General features: G+C 45.7%; 15 protein-coding genes. 9 read left to right on the forward strand and 6 right to left on the reverse strand.

Annotation, left to right across the window (positions count from 1 at the left end; all coding sequences use genetic code 11):
* Positions 1 to 72: 72 nt before the first annotated feature.
* Together AB4384_RS10545 and AB4384_RS10550 are read right to left on the reverse strand one after the other, a co-directional pair.
* The gene (locus AB4384_RS10545) at positions 73 to 651 is read right to left on the reverse strand and encodes a hypothetical protein (RefSeq protein WP_017059982.1); all 579 of its coding nucleotides are present in this window, start codon (positions 649 to 651) and stop codon (positions 73 to 75) included.
* A gap of 212 nt (positions 652 to 863) precedes the next feature.
* The gene (locus AB4384_RS10550; RefSeq protein WP_372129463.1) at positions 864 to 2,462 is read right to left on the reverse strand and encodes an isocitrate lyase; all 1,599 of its coding nucleotides are present in this window, start codon (positions 2,460 to 2,462) and stop codon (positions 864 to 866) included.
* 141 nt (positions 2,463 to 2,603) lie between these two features.
* Here AB4384_RS10550 and AB4384_RS10555 point away from each other — a divergent pair, with 141 nt between their 5' ends.
* Together AB4384_RS10555 and AB4384_RS10560 are read left to right on the forward strand one after the other, a co-directional pair.
* The gene (locus tag AB4384_RS10555; RefSeq protein ID WP_012600244.1) at positions 2,604 to 3,557 is read left to right on the forward strand and encodes a LysR family transcriptional regulator; all 954 of its coding nucleotides are present in this window, start codon (positions 2,604 to 2,606) and stop codon (positions 3,555 to 3,557) included.
* 155 nt (positions 3,558 to 3,712) lie between these two features.
* Positions 3,713 to 5,896 carry a malate synthase G gene (locus AB4384_RS10560; RefSeq protein ID WP_372129464.1) on the forward strand — a complete coding sequence of 728 codons (2,184 nt, stop codon included), beginning with the start codon at positions 3,713 to 3,715 and terminating at the stop codon, positions 5,894 to 5,896.
* A 210-nt stretch (positions 5,897 to 6,106) separates the two neighbouring features.
* Here the strand turns inward: AB4384_RS10560 and AB4384_RS10565 are convergent, their stop codons facing one another.
* Positions 6,107 to 7,534 (reverse strand): NAD-dependent succinate-semialdehyde dehydrogenase, encoded by a 1,428-nt coding sequence (locus AB4384_RS10565; protein WP_065585104.1) that lies wholly within the window; start codon positions 7,532 to 7,534, stop codon positions 6,107 to 6,109.
* 216 nt (positions 7,535 to 7,750) lie between these two features.
* Positions 7,751 to 8,539: an IclR family transcriptional regulator gene (locus AB4384_RS10570; protein WP_372129465.1), complete on the reverse strand. Its 789-nt coding sequence runs from the start codon at positions 8,537 to 8,539 to the stop codon at positions 7,751 to 7,753.
* 153 nt (positions 8,540 to 8,692) lie between these two features.
* Here AB4384_RS10570 and pta point away from each other — a divergent pair, with 153 nt between their 5' ends.
* Both pta and AB4384_RS10580 read left to right on the forward strand, forming a co-directional pair.
* A complete protein-coding gene (gene pta, locus AB4384_RS10575; RefSeq protein WP_108192241.1) occupies positions 8,693 to 9,766 on the forward strand; it encodes a phosphate acetyltransferase in 1,074 nt (357 codons plus the stop codon).
* 73 nt (positions 9,767 to 9,839) lie between these two features.
* The gene (locus AB4384_RS10580) at positions 9,840 to 10,604 is read left to right on the forward strand and encodes a sulfite exporter TauE/SafE family protein (RefSeq protein ID WP_065605238.1); all 765 of its coding nucleotides are present in this window, start codon (positions 9,840 to 9,842) and stop codon (positions 10,602 to 10,604) included.
* 84 nt (positions 10,605 to 10,688) lie between these two features.
* On the opposite strand, the gene AB4384_RS10585 is transcribed toward AB4384_RS10580, so the two are convergent.
* Positions 10,689 to 12,407 carry a cobaltochelatase CobT-related protein gene (locus tag AB4384_RS10585; protein WP_372129467.1) on the reverse strand — a complete coding sequence of 573 codons (1,719 nt, stop codon included), beginning with the start codon at positions 12,405 to 12,407 and terminating at the stop codon, positions 10,689 to 10,691.
* A 3-nt stretch (positions 12,408 to 12,410) separates the two neighbouring features.
* Positions 12,411 to 13,394, reverse strand: coding sequence for an AAA family ATPase (locus tag AB4384_RS10590; protein WP_372129469.1), 984 nt, complete (start codon positions 13,392 to 13,394; stop codon positions 12,411 to 12,413).
* Positions 13,395 to 13,656: 262 nt separating this feature from the next.
* Between AB4384_RS10590 and xsc the strand changes: the two genes are divergently transcribed.
* The 5 genes from xsc (at position 13,657) to AB4384_RS10615 (ending at position 20,059) form a co-directional block, all read left to right on the forward strand.
* The gene (gene xsc / locus AB4384_RS10595) at positions 13,657 to 15,468 is read left to right on the forward strand and encodes a sulfoacetaldehyde acetyltransferase (protein WP_372129470.1); all 1,812 of its coding nucleotides are present in this window, start codon (positions 13,657 to 13,659) and stop codon (positions 15,466 to 15,468) included.
* A 429-nt stretch (positions 15,469 to 15,897) separates the two neighbouring features.
* On the forward strand, positions 15,898 to 16,704 hold the full coding sequence (locus tag AB4384_RS10600; RefSeq protein WP_372129472.1) for an FRG domain-containing protein: 807 nt from the start codon (positions 15,898 to 15,900) through the stop codon (positions 16,702 to 16,704).
* A gap of 262 nt (positions 16,705 to 16,966) precedes the next feature.
* The gene (locus AB4384_RS10605; RefSeq protein WP_102393921.1) at positions 16,967 to 17,404 is read left to right on the forward strand and encodes a nuclear transport factor 2 family protein; all 438 of its coding nucleotides are present in this window, start codon (positions 16,967 to 16,969) and stop codon (positions 17,402 to 17,404) included.
* A 48-nt stretch (positions 17,405 to 17,452) separates the two neighbouring features.
* Entirely contained in the window at positions 17,453 to 18,937 is a 1,485-nt protein-coding gene (locus tag AB4384_RS10610) for an NAD(P)/FAD-dependent oxidoreductase (RefSeq protein WP_372129474.1), read from the forward strand.
* Positions 18,938 to 19,057: 120 nt separating this feature from the next.
* A complete protein-coding gene (locus tag AB4384_RS10615; RefSeq protein WP_050620488.1) occupies positions 19,058 to 20,059 on the forward strand; it encodes a TRAP transporter substrate-binding protein in 1,002 nt (333 codons plus the stop codon).
* Positions 20,060 to 20,180: the final 121 nt, after the last annotated feature.

Here is a 20,180-nt window from a genome sequence, read left to right on the forward strand (position 1 = left end):
TGATAGCAAATAAAAATGGCTCCGTATTGGGAGCCATTTTTGTTTTTAAGAAGACTGATTCACTGAACGATTTCAGTCGGCCAGCTCGGGCTCGGCTAACTCCTGAACACAAGCTCGGCTGATGTCTTCATCAATGTAGGCCATACCGAGTTTATTGAGGTAGTCCATGCGATCGGCAGTGCGAAGCTCGATGTCGGGGCCTGCAATGTTGTTGGCTTGATAAATTTCAGTGAGATGAGACATGAATTGCTCGCCCACACTCATCATCAATAGACTCATTGCGCCTACGTCCGGTCTTACTTTGGTGCGTTGCTTTTCAGATAGGTTTACCGCTAATACGATAGGCTGTTCTTCACCTTCGAAGCGAACGCCTCGCTCACGAACGGTTTGTTGAGCCCAGTAATATGCCAGTTCTTTGCTCTGGGTGAGAAACACTGGCTCAACCGATTCGGTGTAGTTGTTGCCGATGGTTGCCATAGTTTTTGAAGCTGCTTCGTTGAGCGCTTTGTCTCCAGAACGTTTTAAACCTTGGCCTTGAATAGAAGCCAATAAAGCGGAAGATGTGCCGTGATACCAAGTATCACCCGTCGCGAAACCATTCTCTGATAACAGTGTTTTTGCATCTTGTAGGTGTGTAGGTATTGAAGTCATAGGCACTCTCAAAAAATAAGAATCTTAACAAATAGGAATCTGAACAAATACGTATACAGTTAGCTTAAACAGAAGTTGTTCGGTTAACCGTGGTGTGGAACACAAATCTGAGGCTTTGAGATAAAGCTGGCAGTACAAGCTTTATCTCAAAGCCTTCCCCCGGATCTTACCTAAGTAAGAGAGAAGGACGGGGGAGGCTTTAGCGTTAGCGATTAATCAAATTGGTTCGATGTATTCGCTTCACCTGCAGCTTTTAGTGCGTTCTCACCAGCAAAGTACTCTTTGTGGTCATCACCCATGTCAGAACCAGACATGTTTTGGTGTTTAACACATGCGATGCCTTGGCGGATTTCTTTACGCTGAACATTCGCAACGTAACCTAACATGCCTTGGTCGCCGAAGTACTCTTTCGCTAGGTTGTCAGTAGACAGCGCAGCAGTGTGGTAAGTCGGTAGCGTAATCAAGTGGTGGAAAATACCCGCTTCACGTGATGCGTCTGCTTGGAATGTACGGATCTTCTCGTCAGCGCTTGCAGACAGTTCAGTTTCATCGTATTCCGCGCTCATTAGGCTTGCACGGTCGTAAGCTGAAACATCTTTACCTTCTGCTACCATCGCATCGTAAGCTTGCTGACGGAAGTTTAGCGTCCAGTTGAATGATGGAGAGTTGTTGTAAACCAGTTTCGCATTAGGGTGTACTTCACGTACGCCGTCCATCATCTCTTTGATTTGACCGATGTGTGGTTTCTCAGTCTCAATCCAAAGTAGGTCAGCACCTGCATTGATTGCTTCGATACAGTCAAATACACAACGATCTTCACCAGTACCTTGGCGGAATTGGTATAAACCTGAAGGTAGACGCTTAGGTCGAACTAGCTTGCCGTCACGGTTGAAGCAAACATCGCCTTCTGCCATATCTGCAACATCAATCTCTTCAACATCTAGGTAAGAGTTGTAGATGTCACCTTGATCGCCCGGCTCTTTCACTACCGCGATTTCTTTTGTTAGGCCAGCACCTTGAGAATCGGTACGAGCAACAATAACGCCGTTGTCGATGCCTAGCTCAAGGAAAGCGTAACGAAGCGCACGAAGTTTTGCGTGGAAGTCAGCGTGTGGAACTGTAACTTTGCCATCTTGGTGACCACATTGTTTCTCATCGGCTACTTGGTTTTCGATTTGTAGACAACAAGCACCCGCTTCAATCATCTGCTTAGCCATTAGGTAAGTCGCTTCTGCGTTACCGAAACCAGCATCGATATCGGCAATGATTGGCACTACGTGTGTCACGTGGTTGTCGATTTTGTCTTGGATACGGTCTTGTAGGTTCACATCGCCTGCTTCACGCGCAGCGTCTAGCTCACGGAATAAACCACCCAGTTCACGAGCATCGGCTTGGCGTAGGAAGGTGTATAGCTCTTCTACTAGGCCAGCAACGGAGGTTTTCTCATGCATAGATTGGTCTGGAAGTGGACCAAAATCAGAGCGAAGTGCAGCAACCATCCAACCAGAAAGGTATAGGTAACGACGGTCAGTCTTGCCATCAAAGTGCTTCTTAATAGAAATCAGCTTTTGTTGGCCGATGAAACCATGCCAGCAACCCAGAGACTGAGTGTATTGAGAGCTGTCTTCGTCGTAAGCCGCCATGTCTGCACGCATGATATCTGCCGTGTATTGCGCAATATCCAGACCTGTTTTGAATTTGTTTTGAGCTCGCATACGAGCAGCAGATTCAGGGTTAATTGCATCCCATGGAGCACCAGCAGCGCTTTTTGCAACTTCAATCATTTCGATATCTTGTGTAATTTGCGACATAACTATTCCTTAGTTTCACGTGGACATGTTGGCCAATTTGGCGAGGTCATTTGATTTGGATTAAATCTAACCATGGACAAATAATAATCATGTATGTGATAATTTTGTTAATTTATAGTTATTATATTCGGTATTTTTCGTATGAATATTGCTCGTATAGACCTTAATTTGCTTGTGTATTTAGACATGTTGCTACGTGAAAGAAACGTTACACGAGCAGCAAATCAATTGGGTATTACTCAACCAGCCATGAGTAATGGCCTTCGCCGATTGCGTGATCTGTTTGAAGACCCGCTATTAGTGAGAACAAGTGAAGGGATGATACCGACCGAACGCGCGCACAAGTTGCAGCCACTGATTCGAAACATCTTGGCGAATGTAGAGAAGACACTGCAGCCGACCACAGAGTTTAATGCAGAAGACAGTGAACGCGTGTTTCGTATCATGGCGAGTGACTATGCAGAGTCGACCATTATTCAACCTCTTCTGAAAAGGCTAAGTGAGATCGCACCGAAAATACGACTGGATATCATGACGCCAAGTGACGTGAGTTATCAGGATGTAGAGCAAGGTACCGTTGATATAATTATCAACCGATTTGACGATATTCCTCAGTCTTTTCACCAGATGAGCCTTTGGCACGACGGGTTTTCTTGTCTATTTAGTTGTGACAACCCGATAGCCGACAATTTCGATATTTTGTCTTATCTAAAGGCGCAACATATTTGGGTAAGTAAGACCGGCATGGGAACGGGAGTGGGGATAAACCCAAGCGAAGCACAAAAGCTTGGTTGGATAGATGAAGCACTAATGCGCATTGGTAAAACCCGTAACATCACGGTGTTTACGCGACACTACTTGTCGGCGATTCTCTTCGCACAACAGAAGAACCTGATCCTGACTATTCCTACCAAAGCCGCTCAACTGCAGCGCAATAACCCTAGATTGTTGATCAAGCCTGCGCCATTTGCGATTGAACCCTTTGAGGTGAAGATGGCGTGGAGTCCATTGTTACAAACCAATCCAGACCATCAGTGGATGCGTCGTTTGATTAAAAGTGTCGCTAACGAAATAGAGAGTGGAGTGACGGAATAACACAGTTTGTAGGGTATTTTTTATATGAATATCCAATATAACCGGCATAAATTAGCTAAATTCATGTCCGTTAAGTAAGTTTAAATCAGTAAAGTAAATTTGAGCTAGTCACGAAAATTTATTGAGTAGCCATCAATTAGTTTGAGAGAGATTTTATGAGCAGTCGTATTCAACAGGGAAGCTTGAACATTGATAGCACCCTCTACCAATTAATTAATGAGCAGGTGATTCCTGGAACAGGCATTGTCGCTGAAGACTTTTGGCAATCATTTGCAACCATTCTTGAAGATTTGGCGCCAAAAAATCGCGCATTGCTTATCAAGCGTGAAGATCTTCAACATCAAATTGACGTTTGGCACCAAGAGCGTGCTGGGCAAACGCTAGATCCTGTGGAGTACAAACAGTTCTTACAGCAGATCGGTTATTTGGTTCCTGAAGGCGATGACTTTCAAGTGACGACAGCGAGCGTAGAACCTGAGATCGCAACACAAGCAGGGCCGCAGCTTGTGGTGCCAATCATGAACGCACGCTTTGCACTTAACGCAGCCAATGCGCGTTGGGGCAGTCTATATGATGCGCTCTACGGAACGGACGTGATCAGTGAAAGTGATGGCGCGGAAAAGGGCGGAAGCTTTAACCCTGCTCGTGGCGCTAAAGTAGTGACTTATGCTCGTGAGTTCCTTGATGACGCAGCGCCATTAAACGGTGTATCTCATAAAGACGTCACCCAATATAGCATCAGTAACGCTAGCATCGGCAATAAACTAATAGCGACACTCGATAACGGCGAAGAAGTCACTCTCATTGATAGCGACCAGTTCATTGGCTATCAAGGTGATGCAAGTTCACCTTCGTGCATTCTTCTTAAACACAATAATCTGCACATCGAAATTCAAATTGACCCAAGTGCACCGATTGGTAGCGTTGATGTGGCAGGTATTAAAGATGTGTTGGTCGAAGCAGCCTTAACAACCATTATGGATTGTGAAGACTCGGTTGCTGCAGTTGATGGTGAAGACAAAGCATTGGCTTACCGTAACTGGTTAGGCTTGATGAAAGGTGATCTGCAAGAATCGCTAGAGAAAAACGGCAAAACCATTGTTCGTAACCTTAACCCCGATCGCCAATATACCAGCGTGACGGGTGGTGAGATTTCACTAAAAGGCCGCAGCATGTTGTTTATCCGTAATGTCGGCCACCTGATGACCAACCCAGCTATCATTGATGCTCATGGTAATGAAGTGCCTGAAGGCATTATGGATGGCATGATCACTTCGTTAATTGCGATGCATGATTTAAAAGGCAACAGCGCGTACCAAAACTCGACTGCGAACAGCATCAACATCGTAAAACCTAAGATGCATGGCCCTGAAGAAGTCGCGTTTACTAATGAATTGTTTGGCCGCATTGAAGATGCATTAGGGCTAGATCGATTCACGATAAAAGTCGGCATCATGGACGAAGAGCGTCGTACTTCGGTTAACCTTAAAGAATGTATTCGTGCAGCTAAAGATCGTGTTGTGTTTATCAACACAGGTTTCTTAGACCGAACGGGTGATGAGATTCACACCAGTATGGAAGCGGGGCCTTTTGCTCCTAAAACACAGCTGAAAACCATGACTTGGATTGGCGCATACGAAGATCAAAACGTTGATCTTGGCTTAGCTTGTGGCCTGCAAGGTAAAGCCCAGATTGGTAAAGGTATGTGGCCAGAGCCAGACAATATGGCGAAGATGATGGACGCGAAAATCGGACATCCACAAGCGGGTGCCAATACCGCTTGGGTTCCTTCTCCAACCGCCGCGACTTTGCACGCGCTGCACTATCATAAGGTGAGTGTACCAAGCCGTCAGAAAGAGCTTCGTGAGCGAGTGAGAGCCAATGTCGATGATATTCTTACTATCCCGTTACTGGGCGATCAAAAGCTTACCGCGCAAGATATTCAAAGTGAACTGGATAACAACACCCAAGGTATTTTGGGTTATGTGGTTCGTTGGATTGACCAAGGCGTTGGTTGTTCGAAGGTACCTGATATTAACGATGTAGGGTTAATGGAAGACCGAGCGACGCTGCGTATTTCAAGCCAGCATATTGCGAACTGGTTACGTCACGGCATTTGCGAGGAAGCTCAGGTAATGAAAACCATGAAGCGTATGGCCGCAGTGGTGGATGAGCAAAACGCTGGCGACCCGAGTTACCGTAACATGGCGCCTGATTTTGAAAACAGCATTGCATTTTCAGCGGCGTGTCAGTTGGTATTCGAAGGCTGTGCTCAGCCGAGCGGTTACACCGAGCCAGTGCTGCACGCGATGCGTCTAAAACTGAAAGCGCAGGGATAGTGAAGCAACCGAATAACAAAAACAGAGAATGTAAAATACTAAAAAAAGAAACCCCCTTTAACCGAGCCCAAGGTGCCGCGCTTTTATAGCGCGGCTTTTTTTTGATTCATTTTTGTGGTGGGAAGGGGGGAGAATGGGGCAGGTTAGTGCTCACTAAGACTTAATTATTTCCGAGCCCTAATCACTGCCAGAACTTAGTTACTACCAACCTTATTTTCCGCCAAAGCAAAGATACTTAATGTCCATGTACTCATCGATGCCTTCTTTCGCACCTTCACGGCCAATACCTGATTGTTTCACACCACCGAAAGGCGCGACTTCGGTTGAGATTAGACCATCATTAATGCCGACCATACCGTACTCAAGCGCTTCTGCAATGTTCCACACTCGGTGGATGTTCTGACTGTAGAAGTAAGACGCCAAACCATAAATCGTATCGTTGGCCATCTCGATAAGCTCTTCGTCCGTGTCGAATTTCATCACAGGCGCGACTGGGCCAAAGATCTCTTGTTGAACGATGTCCATGCTGTGTTTTACATCTTTAAGAACAACAGGCTGAATGAAAAGCCCATTAAGCTCCTGAGTTGGCGTGACAGGCGCAGCACCTTGTTCAATCGCTCGGTTTATCAAAGCTTGGATGTTGTTCTTCGCATTCAGGCTGACAACAGGTCCAATCGTGACACCCTCATCTAAACCGTTACCAATCTTAAGCTGCTGAACCGCTTGATCGAATTTAGCCACAAACTCATCGTACACTTTACTGTGAACGTAGAATCGGTTCGCACAGACACATGTTTGACCTGCATTACGGAACTTCGACGCCATTGCGCCTTGAACGGCCGCGTCGATGTCAGCATCGTCAAACACAATAAAAGGTGCATTGCCACCAAGCTCCATAGAGGTGCGTTTGATGCCTTTTGCAGCTTGAGCCATCAAAATACTGCCCACACGGGTCGACCCAGTGAAAGAGATTTTTTTGATAAGCGGATGCGAAGTGAATAGGTTGCCCACTTGTTCAGGGCTTTCACCAAGCACCACTTGAAGTAGATCTTTAGGGATACCCGCTTGATAAGCCAGTTCAACCACAGCAAACGCGGAAAGCGGTGTCTCATCCGAAGGTTTCACGACAAAGCTACAACCCGCAGCTAAGGCAGGAGCCGCTTTACGAGTGATCATTGCAATAGGGAAGTTCCATGGCGTAATCGCGCACGCCACTCCGATCGGTTGCTTGATGGTCACCAAACGTTTGCCTGCGACTGTGCTAGGAATGGAATCACCATAAGTGCGCTTTGCTTCTTCTGCAAACCACTCAATGAAGCTCGCGCCATACACCACTTCGCCTGCCGCTTCGGCTAACGGTTTACCTTGTTCAATCGTCATGATTCGAGCAAGGTCATTCTTGTTTTCGAGGATCAACTGGTGCCAGCGATGAAGTAGTGCAGCACGAGATTTAGCAGGGATTTTTGCCCACTCTTTTTGCGCTACATGAGCTCGTTCAATCGCGCTCGATAACTCTGTTTCTGATGATATCGGTGCGTGCCCGATGAGTTCACCCGTTGCTGGGTTTGTGACTGCAACTGCGTTGTTCGCTTCTGTCACCATAAAAGAGAGTAAGTGCTGGTTATCAATGTTTAGCATCGTGATTCCTTTGTCGTGATTACTTTAGACGTGTTGCTGATGTGCGGGTTGGCGAGTGTTCAGATCACTTCGACCAAATGTTGATTAGTCGCAGATTTTCGTTGTTAATTCGATAGTTTTGAAGCCCTTGTTTGCGCAAGCATTGTTTACCAAAGTAGGGCTTTCGAAATCCATGAGCAGCTAAGTCATGGACTTCGAAATTCTTTAAGAAAGTGCTTACTGCTGACTCCAATTATCAGCTTCGATCTTCGCTAGCGCTTTTGCGGCTTTCTGAAGAGCGGGTAGGTACTTGATCGCTTCATCAGGTTTGACTCGAATTACGGGCGCTTGTATTGCTAGGCCGAGGTTTGATTGACCCGTAGATGATGGGATCAGCACGGCGATACAGACTAAGCCCGGCAAAAATTCTTCGTCATCAATCGCAAAGCCTTGGATTTTCGCTTCTTCGATGTCTTTCTCTAACATCGAATAGTCTGTAATGGTGTTCACGGTGTATTGAGTCAGTGGCACATTTTCAATTAATCGTCTGCGCTGTGACTTAGACATGTGCGCCAAAAACAGTTTTCCGCTTGCTGAGCAATGCACTGGGACGCGAGAACCTGGGTGTAGATGAAAACGAAGGGGGGCTTCAGTTTCTGCGCGATCAAGATAGATGATCTCGCCACTTGATAGCGCCGTTAGGTTACAGCTTTCACCAACTTCTGCTCTCAGGTTTTCAAGAATAGTGCGTCGGGCACTGTGCATGGTGCTATTCAACAATAGGTTTTCGGCAAGCTTTCTGAGTCGAATACCTGAGCTGTAGTGCTTCTCATCACCGTCTCTTTGAATAATGCCTGCCGCTTCTAACTGCTGAAGCATTCGGTGCAGCGTAGGTTTTGGCAGTCCAGTTTCTTCGACTAATCCTTGAAGAGAAATAAACTCGTCTTTTTGCGCTATCACCTCTAATAGTGCAAAAAGTCGGAGAGTCGGTGTATCCCCTTGAACTGGTGGTGTTTCTGTTTGCATATAATGATCCATCCTTGCGATATGTCTATGCTTAAGAGTGTACATACCAAATCATTATTCTTCAATTATCTGAATAAAATTTGACCTTTTTTATTATTCCAATAATATAAATATAAATTATGGAACAGTTAATCTCAATAAATGGAATTTAAGATGAAGGCGATTGAACGGATTATTGATAAGGCTCACTTAGATCGTAAGCGAGTGGTTTTGAGTGAAGCTGAGGACCCGCGAGTACTAGCAGCCGCAAGAATGGCGATAGACAAACAGCTCGCTTACATCACCTTAGTCGGGGATGAACCGGCGATCATCGCTGCTGCAGAATTACATCACATTGATCTTGTAGGCATTCATATTGTTTCCCCACAGGCGTCATCACTCAAAGAAGTGCTCGCTGAGCGGTTGTATACGTTAAGAAAAGCGAAAGGTATGACTTACGATGACGCGCTAGAGTTGGTTCTAGACCCACTCGTTTTTGCCAATTTGATGGTCAGAGAGGGGCTGGTGGATGGCACAGTTAATGGTGCGGTTTATACCACGTCTGATGTCGTGCGAGCTGCGCTTCAGATTATCGGCCGCGCGCCAGACAGTGAATTGGTGTCCAGTTTTTTTCTGATGATGTTGTGTGAGCCTTTCCATAATCTTAAAGGCGGCATGATTTTCAGTGACTGTGGTTTGGTGATTAACCCCAATGAAACCGAGCTAGCATCGATTGCCGTAGCCGCATCAAACAGTGCTCAAACGCTACTGATGGAAGAACCTAAAGTCGCAATGCTGTCTTTTTCGACCAACGGCAGCGCCAAGCACGAATCAGTCGATAAGGTTCGTAACGCGGCTCAACTCGTGAAACAGCGTTGTCCCGGAATCGCCGTCGATCAGGATGTTCAACTCGATGCCGCGATTGTGACTGAGATTGCCGCGAAAAAGCTGCCAGATTCAGAGGTGAAAGGTCAATCGAACGTGTTGATATTTCCCAATTTAGAAGCCGGTAATATTGGTTATAAGCTTGCGGAAAGGTTAGGCGGGGCAGTTGCGATTGGTCCACTGTTACAAGGGTTGAATCAACCTGCGAATGACTTATCAAGAGGGTGTTGCGCACAAGACATCTTTAATGTAATCGCGGTGACCGCAGTACAAGCGCAGCAAGGGAAAGTGTCTGACTCTAAGGCTGATACTGAAGCTGAGGTTGAAGAAAGACAAGAGTCGACGTTTGATTTTAGGTATTAACATCTCGCTCCTGAATCTAGCACTCAAATTCGCACTCATATCCAACCCCCAAACAACCAAATTAGGATAGCTAATGGAGTTACCTGTTTTACTCGCCATTCTTACCACTATTGCGGTGGGTACCTATTTTCAAACTGTCACCGGATTTGGCCTCGGTATCATCGTGATTGGTTTAACGGTTAGCCTTAATCTGGTTTCCTTACCCGTTATAGCCGCTGTGGTCAGTATTGTGACCTTGTTCAATTGCTTGGTCGCATTGATGGGTAAGCCACTGCTTGGGGAACTCAAGATTCTGGTGGTGTTGGTCATCGGTATTATTCCCGGCGTTTCGATGGGGGTGTACTTGCTGGACGAGTTAAGCGATTCGGCAACGCATATTCTTCGAGGACTATTAGGTGCGATGGTGCTATTCGCAGGTTTGAGTTTTATGTTCAAACCTAAAACCAGAAAGGATCGCTCGGCAACCGTATCTTTCCTTGTCTCAGGCTTTAGCTCTGGGTTAGCGGGTGGGTTGTTTGGGATGGCAGGTCCACCGATTGTTTATCATCTTTATCGGCAGCCTTTTACGCTCGATCTGGTGCGAAGCACACTGCTGATGGTTTTCGCTTGTACGTCGATGTCGCGTACTGTCAATGTCTACGCTGCAGGCGACATGGAACAGAGCATACTGTGGTTATCTGCTATTGCTGTTCCCTTGGTAGCGCTTGTCACGATGTTTGCTCGACGTTTCCCACCGCCGTTGTCTAATGATCAACTCAGAAAGTTAGTGTTTATTGTGTTGATGTTGATTGGTGGGTACTTGATGGCGGTCTCTGTATGGTCGTTGTTTTTGGCTTAGAACGTTTTCTTTATCAAAATTACCTTTGAAGGAGGAGGGCTTGATTCTCGTTTAATGCTTGATGACACCCTCCTCAATGACACGTCAGCGCTTTAGCATCTCAAAGATGTTCCTAGATAACCCGAACAAGCAGCTCTCTTGTACGTCCAAGGTAATGTTGTTGCGGTAATATGGGCTCAAATCCACTCCCATCCCCACGCCATGAATCTCAATTCCGTTTTTGGTCGACTCACGTTCAATCACTTGTTTGAGGTGGTTATCCAAATAGAACTGATCGTTGGCAGTGCTGGTGGCGGTATCCATTGGGCAGCCGTCTGAGAACACGATCAAAACCTTTCGTTGAGCAGCGTGCTGTTGCAACCGCTGGCTCGCGAACTGTACCGCTTCGCCATCAATCCCTTCTTTAAAGACGTCTGCTTTACGAAGACTCGCAATACCAAGGCGAGATCGTCTCCAATGCGTATCAAAATCCTTAAACACGATGTGCCGAACTTCGTTCAAGCGGCCTGGGTGCTTTGGTTGGCCTTGTTTAAGCCACTGTCGATAGACCTTGCCACCGTTCCAGTTGTTGGTAGTGAAGCCAATGATCTCAAATGGGATATCAGCCAATCCAACGGATTTGAGAATCGTATCCATCAACAAACTTAGCTTGTGACTGTGTTTTTGCATTGAGCCTGAGCAGTCCATCAAAAACGTGATAGCACATTGATGAGATGCACAGATGTCAGGTTGATAAAAGACAGTGCGATCCAATGGCGACGTGATGAGCTTGGTGATGGTGGTGGCGTTAACAATGCCTTCTTCTAAATGGTCCTGACGTCGGTTCCTTTGTGGCGTCGCGACAAAGTTGGCGAGCATAGCGGCTAAACGGCGAGTATTGACTTGTCTCGCCATGATGTCATCAGTGAGTTTCTGCCTCAGTTCGAGTAATAGGGAGCGTCTGACGAGTTTATCTGCGGCGACAATTCGATCAAATTCTGAATTAAAGACCTGATAATTCGCGCCCGACAACTCGAATACCTTGCTACTGCCTGTGATGTCGGTATCGACGTCTTGATCTTGAATGTCACCATCAACAATCAAGGCAAGCTGTGCAAGGATCTTAATGTCTTCTTCGACCGTTGGCGTGGGCGAGTTATCACTTTCTTGTTCTTGGATGATTAACTCTTGTGCAAGGGCTGCAAGTTCATTGGCGCAGTGTGCAAACTGTTCTTGGTCGGTTCTATGTTGCTTTAAGCGTTTAAGGCTGTGACCAAAGGTAGGCACGATGCCGGCGCGAGTCGATTCAATGGTCTCAGCGATAGGCTCAGAAACGGGAACACCAGTTAAACGGGTGTGGATGACTTGCATCAGAGTAAACAGCAACATGCCGATTCGTGATTCGGTGAAGCCATTCTGATGATATTGGTCGCTCCAATACGCAAAGTTGAATTGGATGCTAGTGGTCACGCCTTTTAGATAAGGTGGGACTTGAGATTCAACTCGAACCTGTTCGCAGAAGTCGTAAAGCAGGCGTTCTATCTCGTTTTGAGGGCGCAATGAATAATGGAGGTCAGCGTCTGAAAGTAATAATCGCAGTGCCGATGAATCGATCTTGCCTTGCATCGATAGCTTGCTGTTTTTTAGCTCGTGGCGAGACACAAAGGTGAGATCGTTAGTATGCGCAGACTGATAATAGCAGGGGCTATTGCCTTTATAGAGACGTTCTCCCCGATAATTCAGACTCAACTCACCGCTGATCGCTCTGGCGACAGACACACCAATATCGAGGATCTTTTTCTGCTGGGAAGAAACATTGGCCATGGTTTACGACTCCGAGTGCGAATAGTTTTGAGTAGGCGTTTCCAAGGCTTCACCAAAGCAACGGAAATAGTATTCGCTAACCAGCTCTTTCTCTTCGTCTTCACAGCGATTTAAGAATGACAACCTAAATGCGGTGGCTACATCATCGAATATTTGGATGTTTTCAGCCCAAGTGAGCACCGTTCGCGGAGACATCACCGTTGAAAGGTCACCAGCCCTAAACCCGTTACGCGTTAATCCTGCGGTGGCGATCATTTTCTCGACCAGTTGTCGACCACTTTCATTATTCAGTTCCGGAAGCTTAGATAACACGATCTTGGTTTCATGTTGTGGGTCTAAATAGTTGAGCGTAGCGATGATGTTCCATCTATCTAACTGACTGTGGTTAAGCACTTGAGTGCCAGAATACAAACCTGAGAAGTTACCCAAGCCAAGCGTGTTGCAGGTTGCAAACAAGCGGAAAGAAGGGTGAGGCGTGATCACTCGGTTTTGTTCTAAAGAGGTGTATTTGCCGTCTTGTTCTAATAGCTGTTGAATCACAAACATCACGTCAGGACGACCAGCGTCGTACTCATCTAACACCAGTGCGATGGGTTGTTGAATGCTCTGTGGAAGAATGCCTTCTTTAAACTCAGTCACCTGCATTCCGTCTTTAATGACGATGCTGTCTTTACCTATGAAATCCAATCGACTTAAGTGTCCGTCTAGGTTGATCCTCAAACACGGCCAATTCAATCTCGCGGCAATTTGCTCAATGTGAGACGACTTGCCCGTTCCGTGCGTGCCTTGTATCAATGTACGACGATTGGAGGTGAACCCCGCCAATATAGCCAGCGTCACTTCAGGATCAAAACAGTAGTTAGGATCGATTTTTGGCACATACTCTTCTGCATGTTCAAACGCCATCACCGTTAGGTTGCTGTCTATCCCAAAGCACTCTCTCACACTTACCTGTCGCGTTGGTATCAATTCCGACTCTTTCATCATTCTTCCCTCTATATAACCCATTATTTGTCGATGCTATTGCGCTATGTCGTCGATTATTAACAGCTCAACCTAAGTTAACGGCACTTTTTGTACGAAAAACTACCAATAATGTGATCTAGTTTTATTAATTGGAATGAATTGTTCCAATTTAATATAAAAAGTTGACGCGCAAAAATTCTACTACTAAGGTGAAAATGAATTCGAAAAAGAGACAATTCATTCCGAAAAATGAAATTTTGGTTAACTCAAGGAGAATGGAAGAATGAGCGAGCAAGAAAAACGTACGGTTGTTTCCGGCACAGTAACAATGACACCATCAGAAGCGTTCGTTGAAACTATGGTTGCTAATGATGTTACCGACATGTTCGGCATCATGGGGTCAGCATTTATGGACGCAATGGATATCTTTGCTCCTGCTGGCATTCGATTGGTCCCAGTGGTACACGAGCAAGGTGCTGCTCACATGGCAGATGGTTACTCTCGTGTATCGGGTCGCCATGGTGTGGTTATCGGGCAGAATGGCCCAGGTATTAGTAACTGTGTAACTGCGATTGCAGCGGCATTCTGGGCACACAGCCCAGTCGTGATTGTGACGCCAGAGACTGGTACTAAAACAATGGGCTTAGGTGGTTTCCAAGAGTGTAACCAACTTCCAATGTTCCAAGAATTTACTAAGTATCAAGGACACGTAACGCACCCAGATCGTATGGCGGAATACACAGGCCGATGCTTTGACCGCGCAATGAGCGAAATGGGTCCGACTCAGCTGAATATTCCACGTGACTATTTCTATGGCGAAACTCAAACTGAGATCCCTAAACCAGCGCGTTTAGACCGTGGCCCGGGCGGCGAGAAGTCTCTGAATGAAGCGGCAGACCTGATTGCTGAAGCGAAATTCCCAGTCATCATTTCTGGTGGCGGCGTGGTAATGGCTGACGCAGTTCAAGAGTGTGCGGCACTAGCAGAACGACTAGGCGCACCCGTAGTAAACAGCTACCTACACAATGACTCTTTCCCTGCTAGTCACCCATTATGGTGTGGTCCTTTAGGCTACCAAGGTTCGAAAGCCGCAATGAAGTTGATGGCTCAAGCGGATGTGGTTATCGCTTTGGGTACACGTCTTGGTCCATTCGGCACCTTGCCTCAACATGGTATGGACTACTGGCCGAAAGACGCGAAAATCATTCAGATCGATGCAGACAACAAGATGCTTGGCTTGGTCAAGAAGATCTCTGTTGGCATCTGTGGCGACGCAAAAGCAGCGGCTGTGGCATTAGCTGAAAGACTAGAAGGTCGTGCACTGTTGTGTGATGACAACAAAGGCGCTCGCCAAGACACAGTAGCAACAGAAAAAGCGTTGTGGGAAAAAGAGCTTGATGAGTGGACACACGAACGTGACTCGTTCAGCTTGGATATGATTGAAGAAAACTCACACGAGACTCCGTTCTCTGGTGGCGAATATCTACACCCACGCCAAGTACTGCGTGAGCTAGAAAAAGCGATGCCAGAAGATGCAATGGTCTCAACGGATATCGGTAACATCAACTCAGTGGCAAACAGCTACTTACGTTTTGAAAAACCACGCAGCTTCTTTGCGGCAATGAGTTTCGGTAACTGTGGTTACGCGTTCCCAACCATCATTGGTGCGAAAGCAGCAGCACCTCATCGTCCAGCTATCTCTTATGCAGGTGACGGCGCATGGGGCATGAGCTTGATGGAGACCATGACATGTGTTCGTCATAACATTCCAGTGACAGCCGTGGTATTCCACAACCGTCAATGGGGTGCAGAGAAGAAGAATCAAGTCGACTTCTACAACCGACGCTTTGTTGCTGGTGAACTGGACAACCAAAGCTTTGCGGAAATCGCACGAGCAATGGGCGCTGAAGGTATCACGGTTGATAAGCTAGAAGATGTAGGTCCAACTCTACAGAAAGCCATCGACATGCAAATGAACGAAGGCAAAACAACCATCATTGAAATCATGTGTACTCAGGAATTGGGCGACCCGTTCCGCCGAGATGCACTATCAACGCCGGTTCGTTTCCTAGATAAGTACAAAGACTACGTATAAGTCATAGGAAGTTTGCCCGGCCAAAACAGTCTCATGAACGCTAGATAAAGCGTTATCGAGAATGTGGTCGGGCAAACAAATTAGGATTCAAAACTAGCGATTAATTGCAAATTGGATGATGAAACAGAATGGCTCAATGAGCGAGTTGTTTTCAAAGATTCTTAATAGTATTGATATCTAAGTATTGGGTCATATATTTCTATTATTTCGCTATAAATATTAGAGCCCTAATGAAATGATCAAGATGAATAGGTGCGCGGTTTCAGTAATAGAGACTTATTAATAATTATTATGAGTAACTTTTAAATAGTAATTATCGATAAGTCGATAGAGTTCTTAGACTTTGGTCTGTGTATTTTATTATATGTCAGTTTTTAACGAATAAATTTCAATTTAGTTATTTATATTGTCGAGTGGTTGGAACCAAATATGAACAATAAACGTTATATCAGCACACTCGAAGAACTGTATGAAATAATTGATTCATTAATGACTGAATGCAGTGACCAACTTGGTTTGATGTATAACGTTTGTGATTATGAAAATAATAATCTAATGCCAAATTTAGGCCGCTCCAATCGTAAGAACATACGTCGTGTCGAACAAGAGTTGCTTTCAACTGTGAGAGTTTACGGTGGTCACTCGTTGAGCTCACACGACATAAATGACTGGTTATTGATGTGTTTAGCCAAGAAGCAGGGCTTTCCCACCCGTTTACTGGAATGGACCGATAACCTGTTAAATGCGCTGTGGTCGGTGTGTCACAGCCAAAGTAAAGACTGCATAAACATAATTAAAGCTCTTGATTATCAGCGAGTTAGTGTTTTTAGCTCGCCGTGTGATCTCAACAAAACTCAGATATTTAATGTGGCGGATTGCGATCAGCAAGAGCCACGCAAGGACAAGTGGTATTCCATTCACCCATTTAAGGAAGGTGGCAATGATGCCATTCAGCCTTTGTACGATGAGAAAGAATATTCAAACGGTCTAGTGTCCGTTCATATTCTTCCATCAGTGAAAGTAAACCTGATAAAGGAGTTAATATCCATGAATGTTTTAAATGAACCGACAGAGTATGTCGAAGAGAAACTAACGGATTTAAAAAACGAAGCACATGCAGATAACAACCAAGTCATAAATAAAGGTGACGGTAATATTGAATTGCAAGTTAATACTCATGATCGTCAACTTGAACAGTATGGTCGAAAGTATCATCAAGACTTTGATTTCGACTAAAGGCTAACACGTTCTAATTTAATTATACCTCTTATGTCGTCAGTGAAAAGTTGATTAAATAAAATTAGAACACTAATTAATTTATAAAAAGATGAAATCTGTGAGCTTAGAGATTGTTTATAACCTAACTCGAAGTTAGAGTGATGAACCTTGTTATCGAGTTGTTAAATTTTCACAAATCTAGTTTAAACACTCTAATAAAAAAGTGGCGCAAAGCTACTGAAATTTAAACCAATAACGAAAACATAAAGGATTCTGGAATATGAATATGCAAACCAATGCGGCGACATTCGTGCTGGAAAACCAAGTCGATACAGCCTTTTTACAGTCTTTCAGTGATGCGTGGAATAACCATGATATTGAAGCACTCATGTCTTTCATGACAGAAGACTGTGTATTCCACACGGTGGCAGGAGAAGGCTTGCTTGGAAACACTATCGAAGGGTACGAAGCGGTTCGAAATAGCTTTGAATTGGTTTGGCAGAACTTTCCAGATGCGGCTTGGAGCGACCCTGTCCACTTTGTATGCGGTGACCGTGCTGTGAGTGAATCAACGTTTTCTGCGACGAACCCGGATGGCAGCGTCATCGAAGCTCGTATGGTTGATGTGTTTACCCTGAAAGACGGAAAAATCAGCGTAAAAAATGCCTTCCGTAAAACACGACCTCTTTTGACTCCCAGCAATACTCCCAAGAGCTAGACACGAAATCGCAACCCGTTCACGTGTTATGACTAGGAGAGTCGAATTATGAGTTTAGTAATGGAACAACCGGCAGCCGATGTGTCGCCAAAGGTGACAAGCACCCAAGCAAAAGAAAGCACCCAAGCAAAAGAAAGTACCCAAGCAAAAGAAAGATACGATCCAAAATACGATCCACTTAAAGACAAGAGCCCAGGTCACGGTAAGGAATACGCCCCGACTTATTGGGTAGATACGGCAGGCGCACCACCTGAAGATGATGGTCCAATTACATCGGATATGGATGTTGATGTGGCGATAATCGGTTCAGGCTACACAGGCCTAAGCACTGCGATACACCTTGCTGAAATGTACGGTATTAAAGCGACAGTGATTGAAGCCAACCGTTTGAGTTGGGGCTGCAGCACCCGAAATGGTGGTCAGGCTCAGTGTGCGTCAGGACGCTTGAAACGCTCTCAGTGGATTGAACGCTGGGGACTCGAAACCGCGCTGAAAATGCACCGCGAATGCGTCGATGGCATGAACACCTTTAAGTCTCTAATCAAAGACATTGATTGTGACCCGCAGCCGGGTGGTCACTTATACGTCGCTCACCGTCCAAAAGTGATGGCAACACTAGAGAAAGAAGCCAAGTTGCTGCGTGACACGTTCGATTACGATGCGCAGATCTTAGATGCGGAAACCGTAAAACGAGATTACGTTGGTGACCAAGAAGCGGCAGGCGCGATGCATGAACCCGAAGGGCTTGGTATTCATGCCGGGAAACTGGCGTTTGGTTATCTAAGAAAGGCGAGAGCACTCGGAGTAAAAGTTCACCCAGCAAGCCCTGTAATGGGGTGGGAAACACGCAACGGTGTGCACTACTTGAAAACGCCCGGCGGTGTTGTGAAGGCACGTTCTGTTGGGGTTTGTACTGGTGGATACACTAGCCAAGGTTTGCATTCAGAGCTTAAGAATCGCTTGTTGCCGGTACTTTCTAATTCGATGGTGACACGTCCGCTAACTCAAGACGAAATCGCCGCGTGCAACTTCAAAACCAATCAGGTGATTACTGATACCCGAATCCTGCGTCATTACTACCGTCTGTTACCGGATAACCGAGTCCAGATTGGGACGCGCAGTGCCATCAGTGGCAAGAACGCACCTGAAAAGAAATACGAAGACATGTTGAGAGCGGATTTAACTCGAAAATTCCCGTCTCTCGATCAAATCAAAATCGATTATTCATGGTGGGGCTGGGTGGATGTTAGCCACGACATGATGCCAAGAATCTATCAGCCGAATCCAAAGCAATCCATCTTCTACGCACTGGGTTATGGCGGTAATGGCGTGATGTACTCCGCTCAAGCAGGTAAGCGCCTCGCTCAGTGGATTGCAGGTGAAGGCCACAAGTTGGACTTGCCAATTTTTGAATCAAAACTTCCGTTCCCCAACGTGAGGGAAGTGGTGGAATCAGAGATGTTTGCACCGTTTCGCAGAATGGGGCAGCGGTTCCTTTATCAGTGGTATTCGTTAAAGGATGAAAAGCTGTAATCGCGACTCGAACATTGTTTCCAAAATAGGGAAATAGAACTACGACCGGTAAAGTTGTACCAGGTCACCTTGTGAGCAAAGTACAGGCAGGAAGTCTGTACGATAGGAAAGGTTAAGACTATGAAATTTATTAAAAATAAAATTATTGCTGGTGTCACCATTGTAGCAACAGCGGTGCTATCTCATACCGCGGCAGCAGCGAATTTTAAAATGGCTATCGGCGATGCTGCTGGTGGTACGCAGTGGGAATTAGCGACCTCATTCTCTGAACTGATGGAGCAAAAAACAGACGGTAAAGTGAAAATCGACCTGTTCCCGAATGGCCAATTAGGCAATGAGCAAGACACCGTAAACGACGCAGCAATCGGTCTTCTCGACTTCTCTGTACTGGCGATCAACAACGTGACGCCTTTCTCTCCAACCGTTGGTCTATTGACCATGCCTTACGTGATTCAAAGCGCAGAAGAAGCAGTGCTACTGACTCAAGGTCAAGTAGGCCAAGATTTAGTTGATAACACGATTCGTGACGCTGGTGTTCGTATTGTCGGTTGGGCTTATTCTGGCTTTAGGGTTTTGACTAACTCGAAAAAGCCTGTTGCTTCACCAGAAGATCTAAAAGGTCTAGTGATTCGTGTTCCTCGTAACGAAATCATGATCGCGTCTTACCAAGCATGGGGTGTAAACCCAACACCAATGGCGTGGTCTGAGACTTTCACTGGCCTGCAACAAGGTGTGGTAGATGGTCAAGATAACCCTTACATCACAGTCCACGCGATGAAATTCAACGAAGTACAAAAGTACGTGACCAACATTCGCTACATTTTCTCTTTGGAACCTCTAATTGTGAGTGAAACGGTCTTCCAACAACAGACTCCTGAAATGCAAAAAATCATTCTTGAAGCAGGTCAGGAAGCGACAGAGCACAGTTTTGCTTATCTAGAAAATACGGAAAACAAGATCCGTGAAGAGCTACAAGCGAAAGGCATGGTATTCACAGACCCAGCAGACAACGAGCAAGAGTGGATCAGCAAGGTGACTAAGTCAGTTTGGCCTAAGTTCTACTCAAGCATTGGAGGCAAAGACAAGCTAGACGACGTTCTTGAGTTACTAGGTAGAAAGTAACGATTAGATTCGCCCTATCAGCTGTTCTGCGCTACTTAATCACCTAGCGATAGAACAGTGAGATAGGGCATTTACATGGCTGTACTCGTTGATCTGTTCTGTACCTGATCTTTTTAGGACC

The organism is Vibrio sp. 10N.261.51.A4 (assembly GCF_041471945.1).
In the GTDB taxonomy this organism is placed as follows: domain Bacteria; phylum Pseudomonadota; class Gammaproteobacteria; order Enterobacterales; family Vibrionaceae; genus Vibrio; species Vibrio crassostreae_C.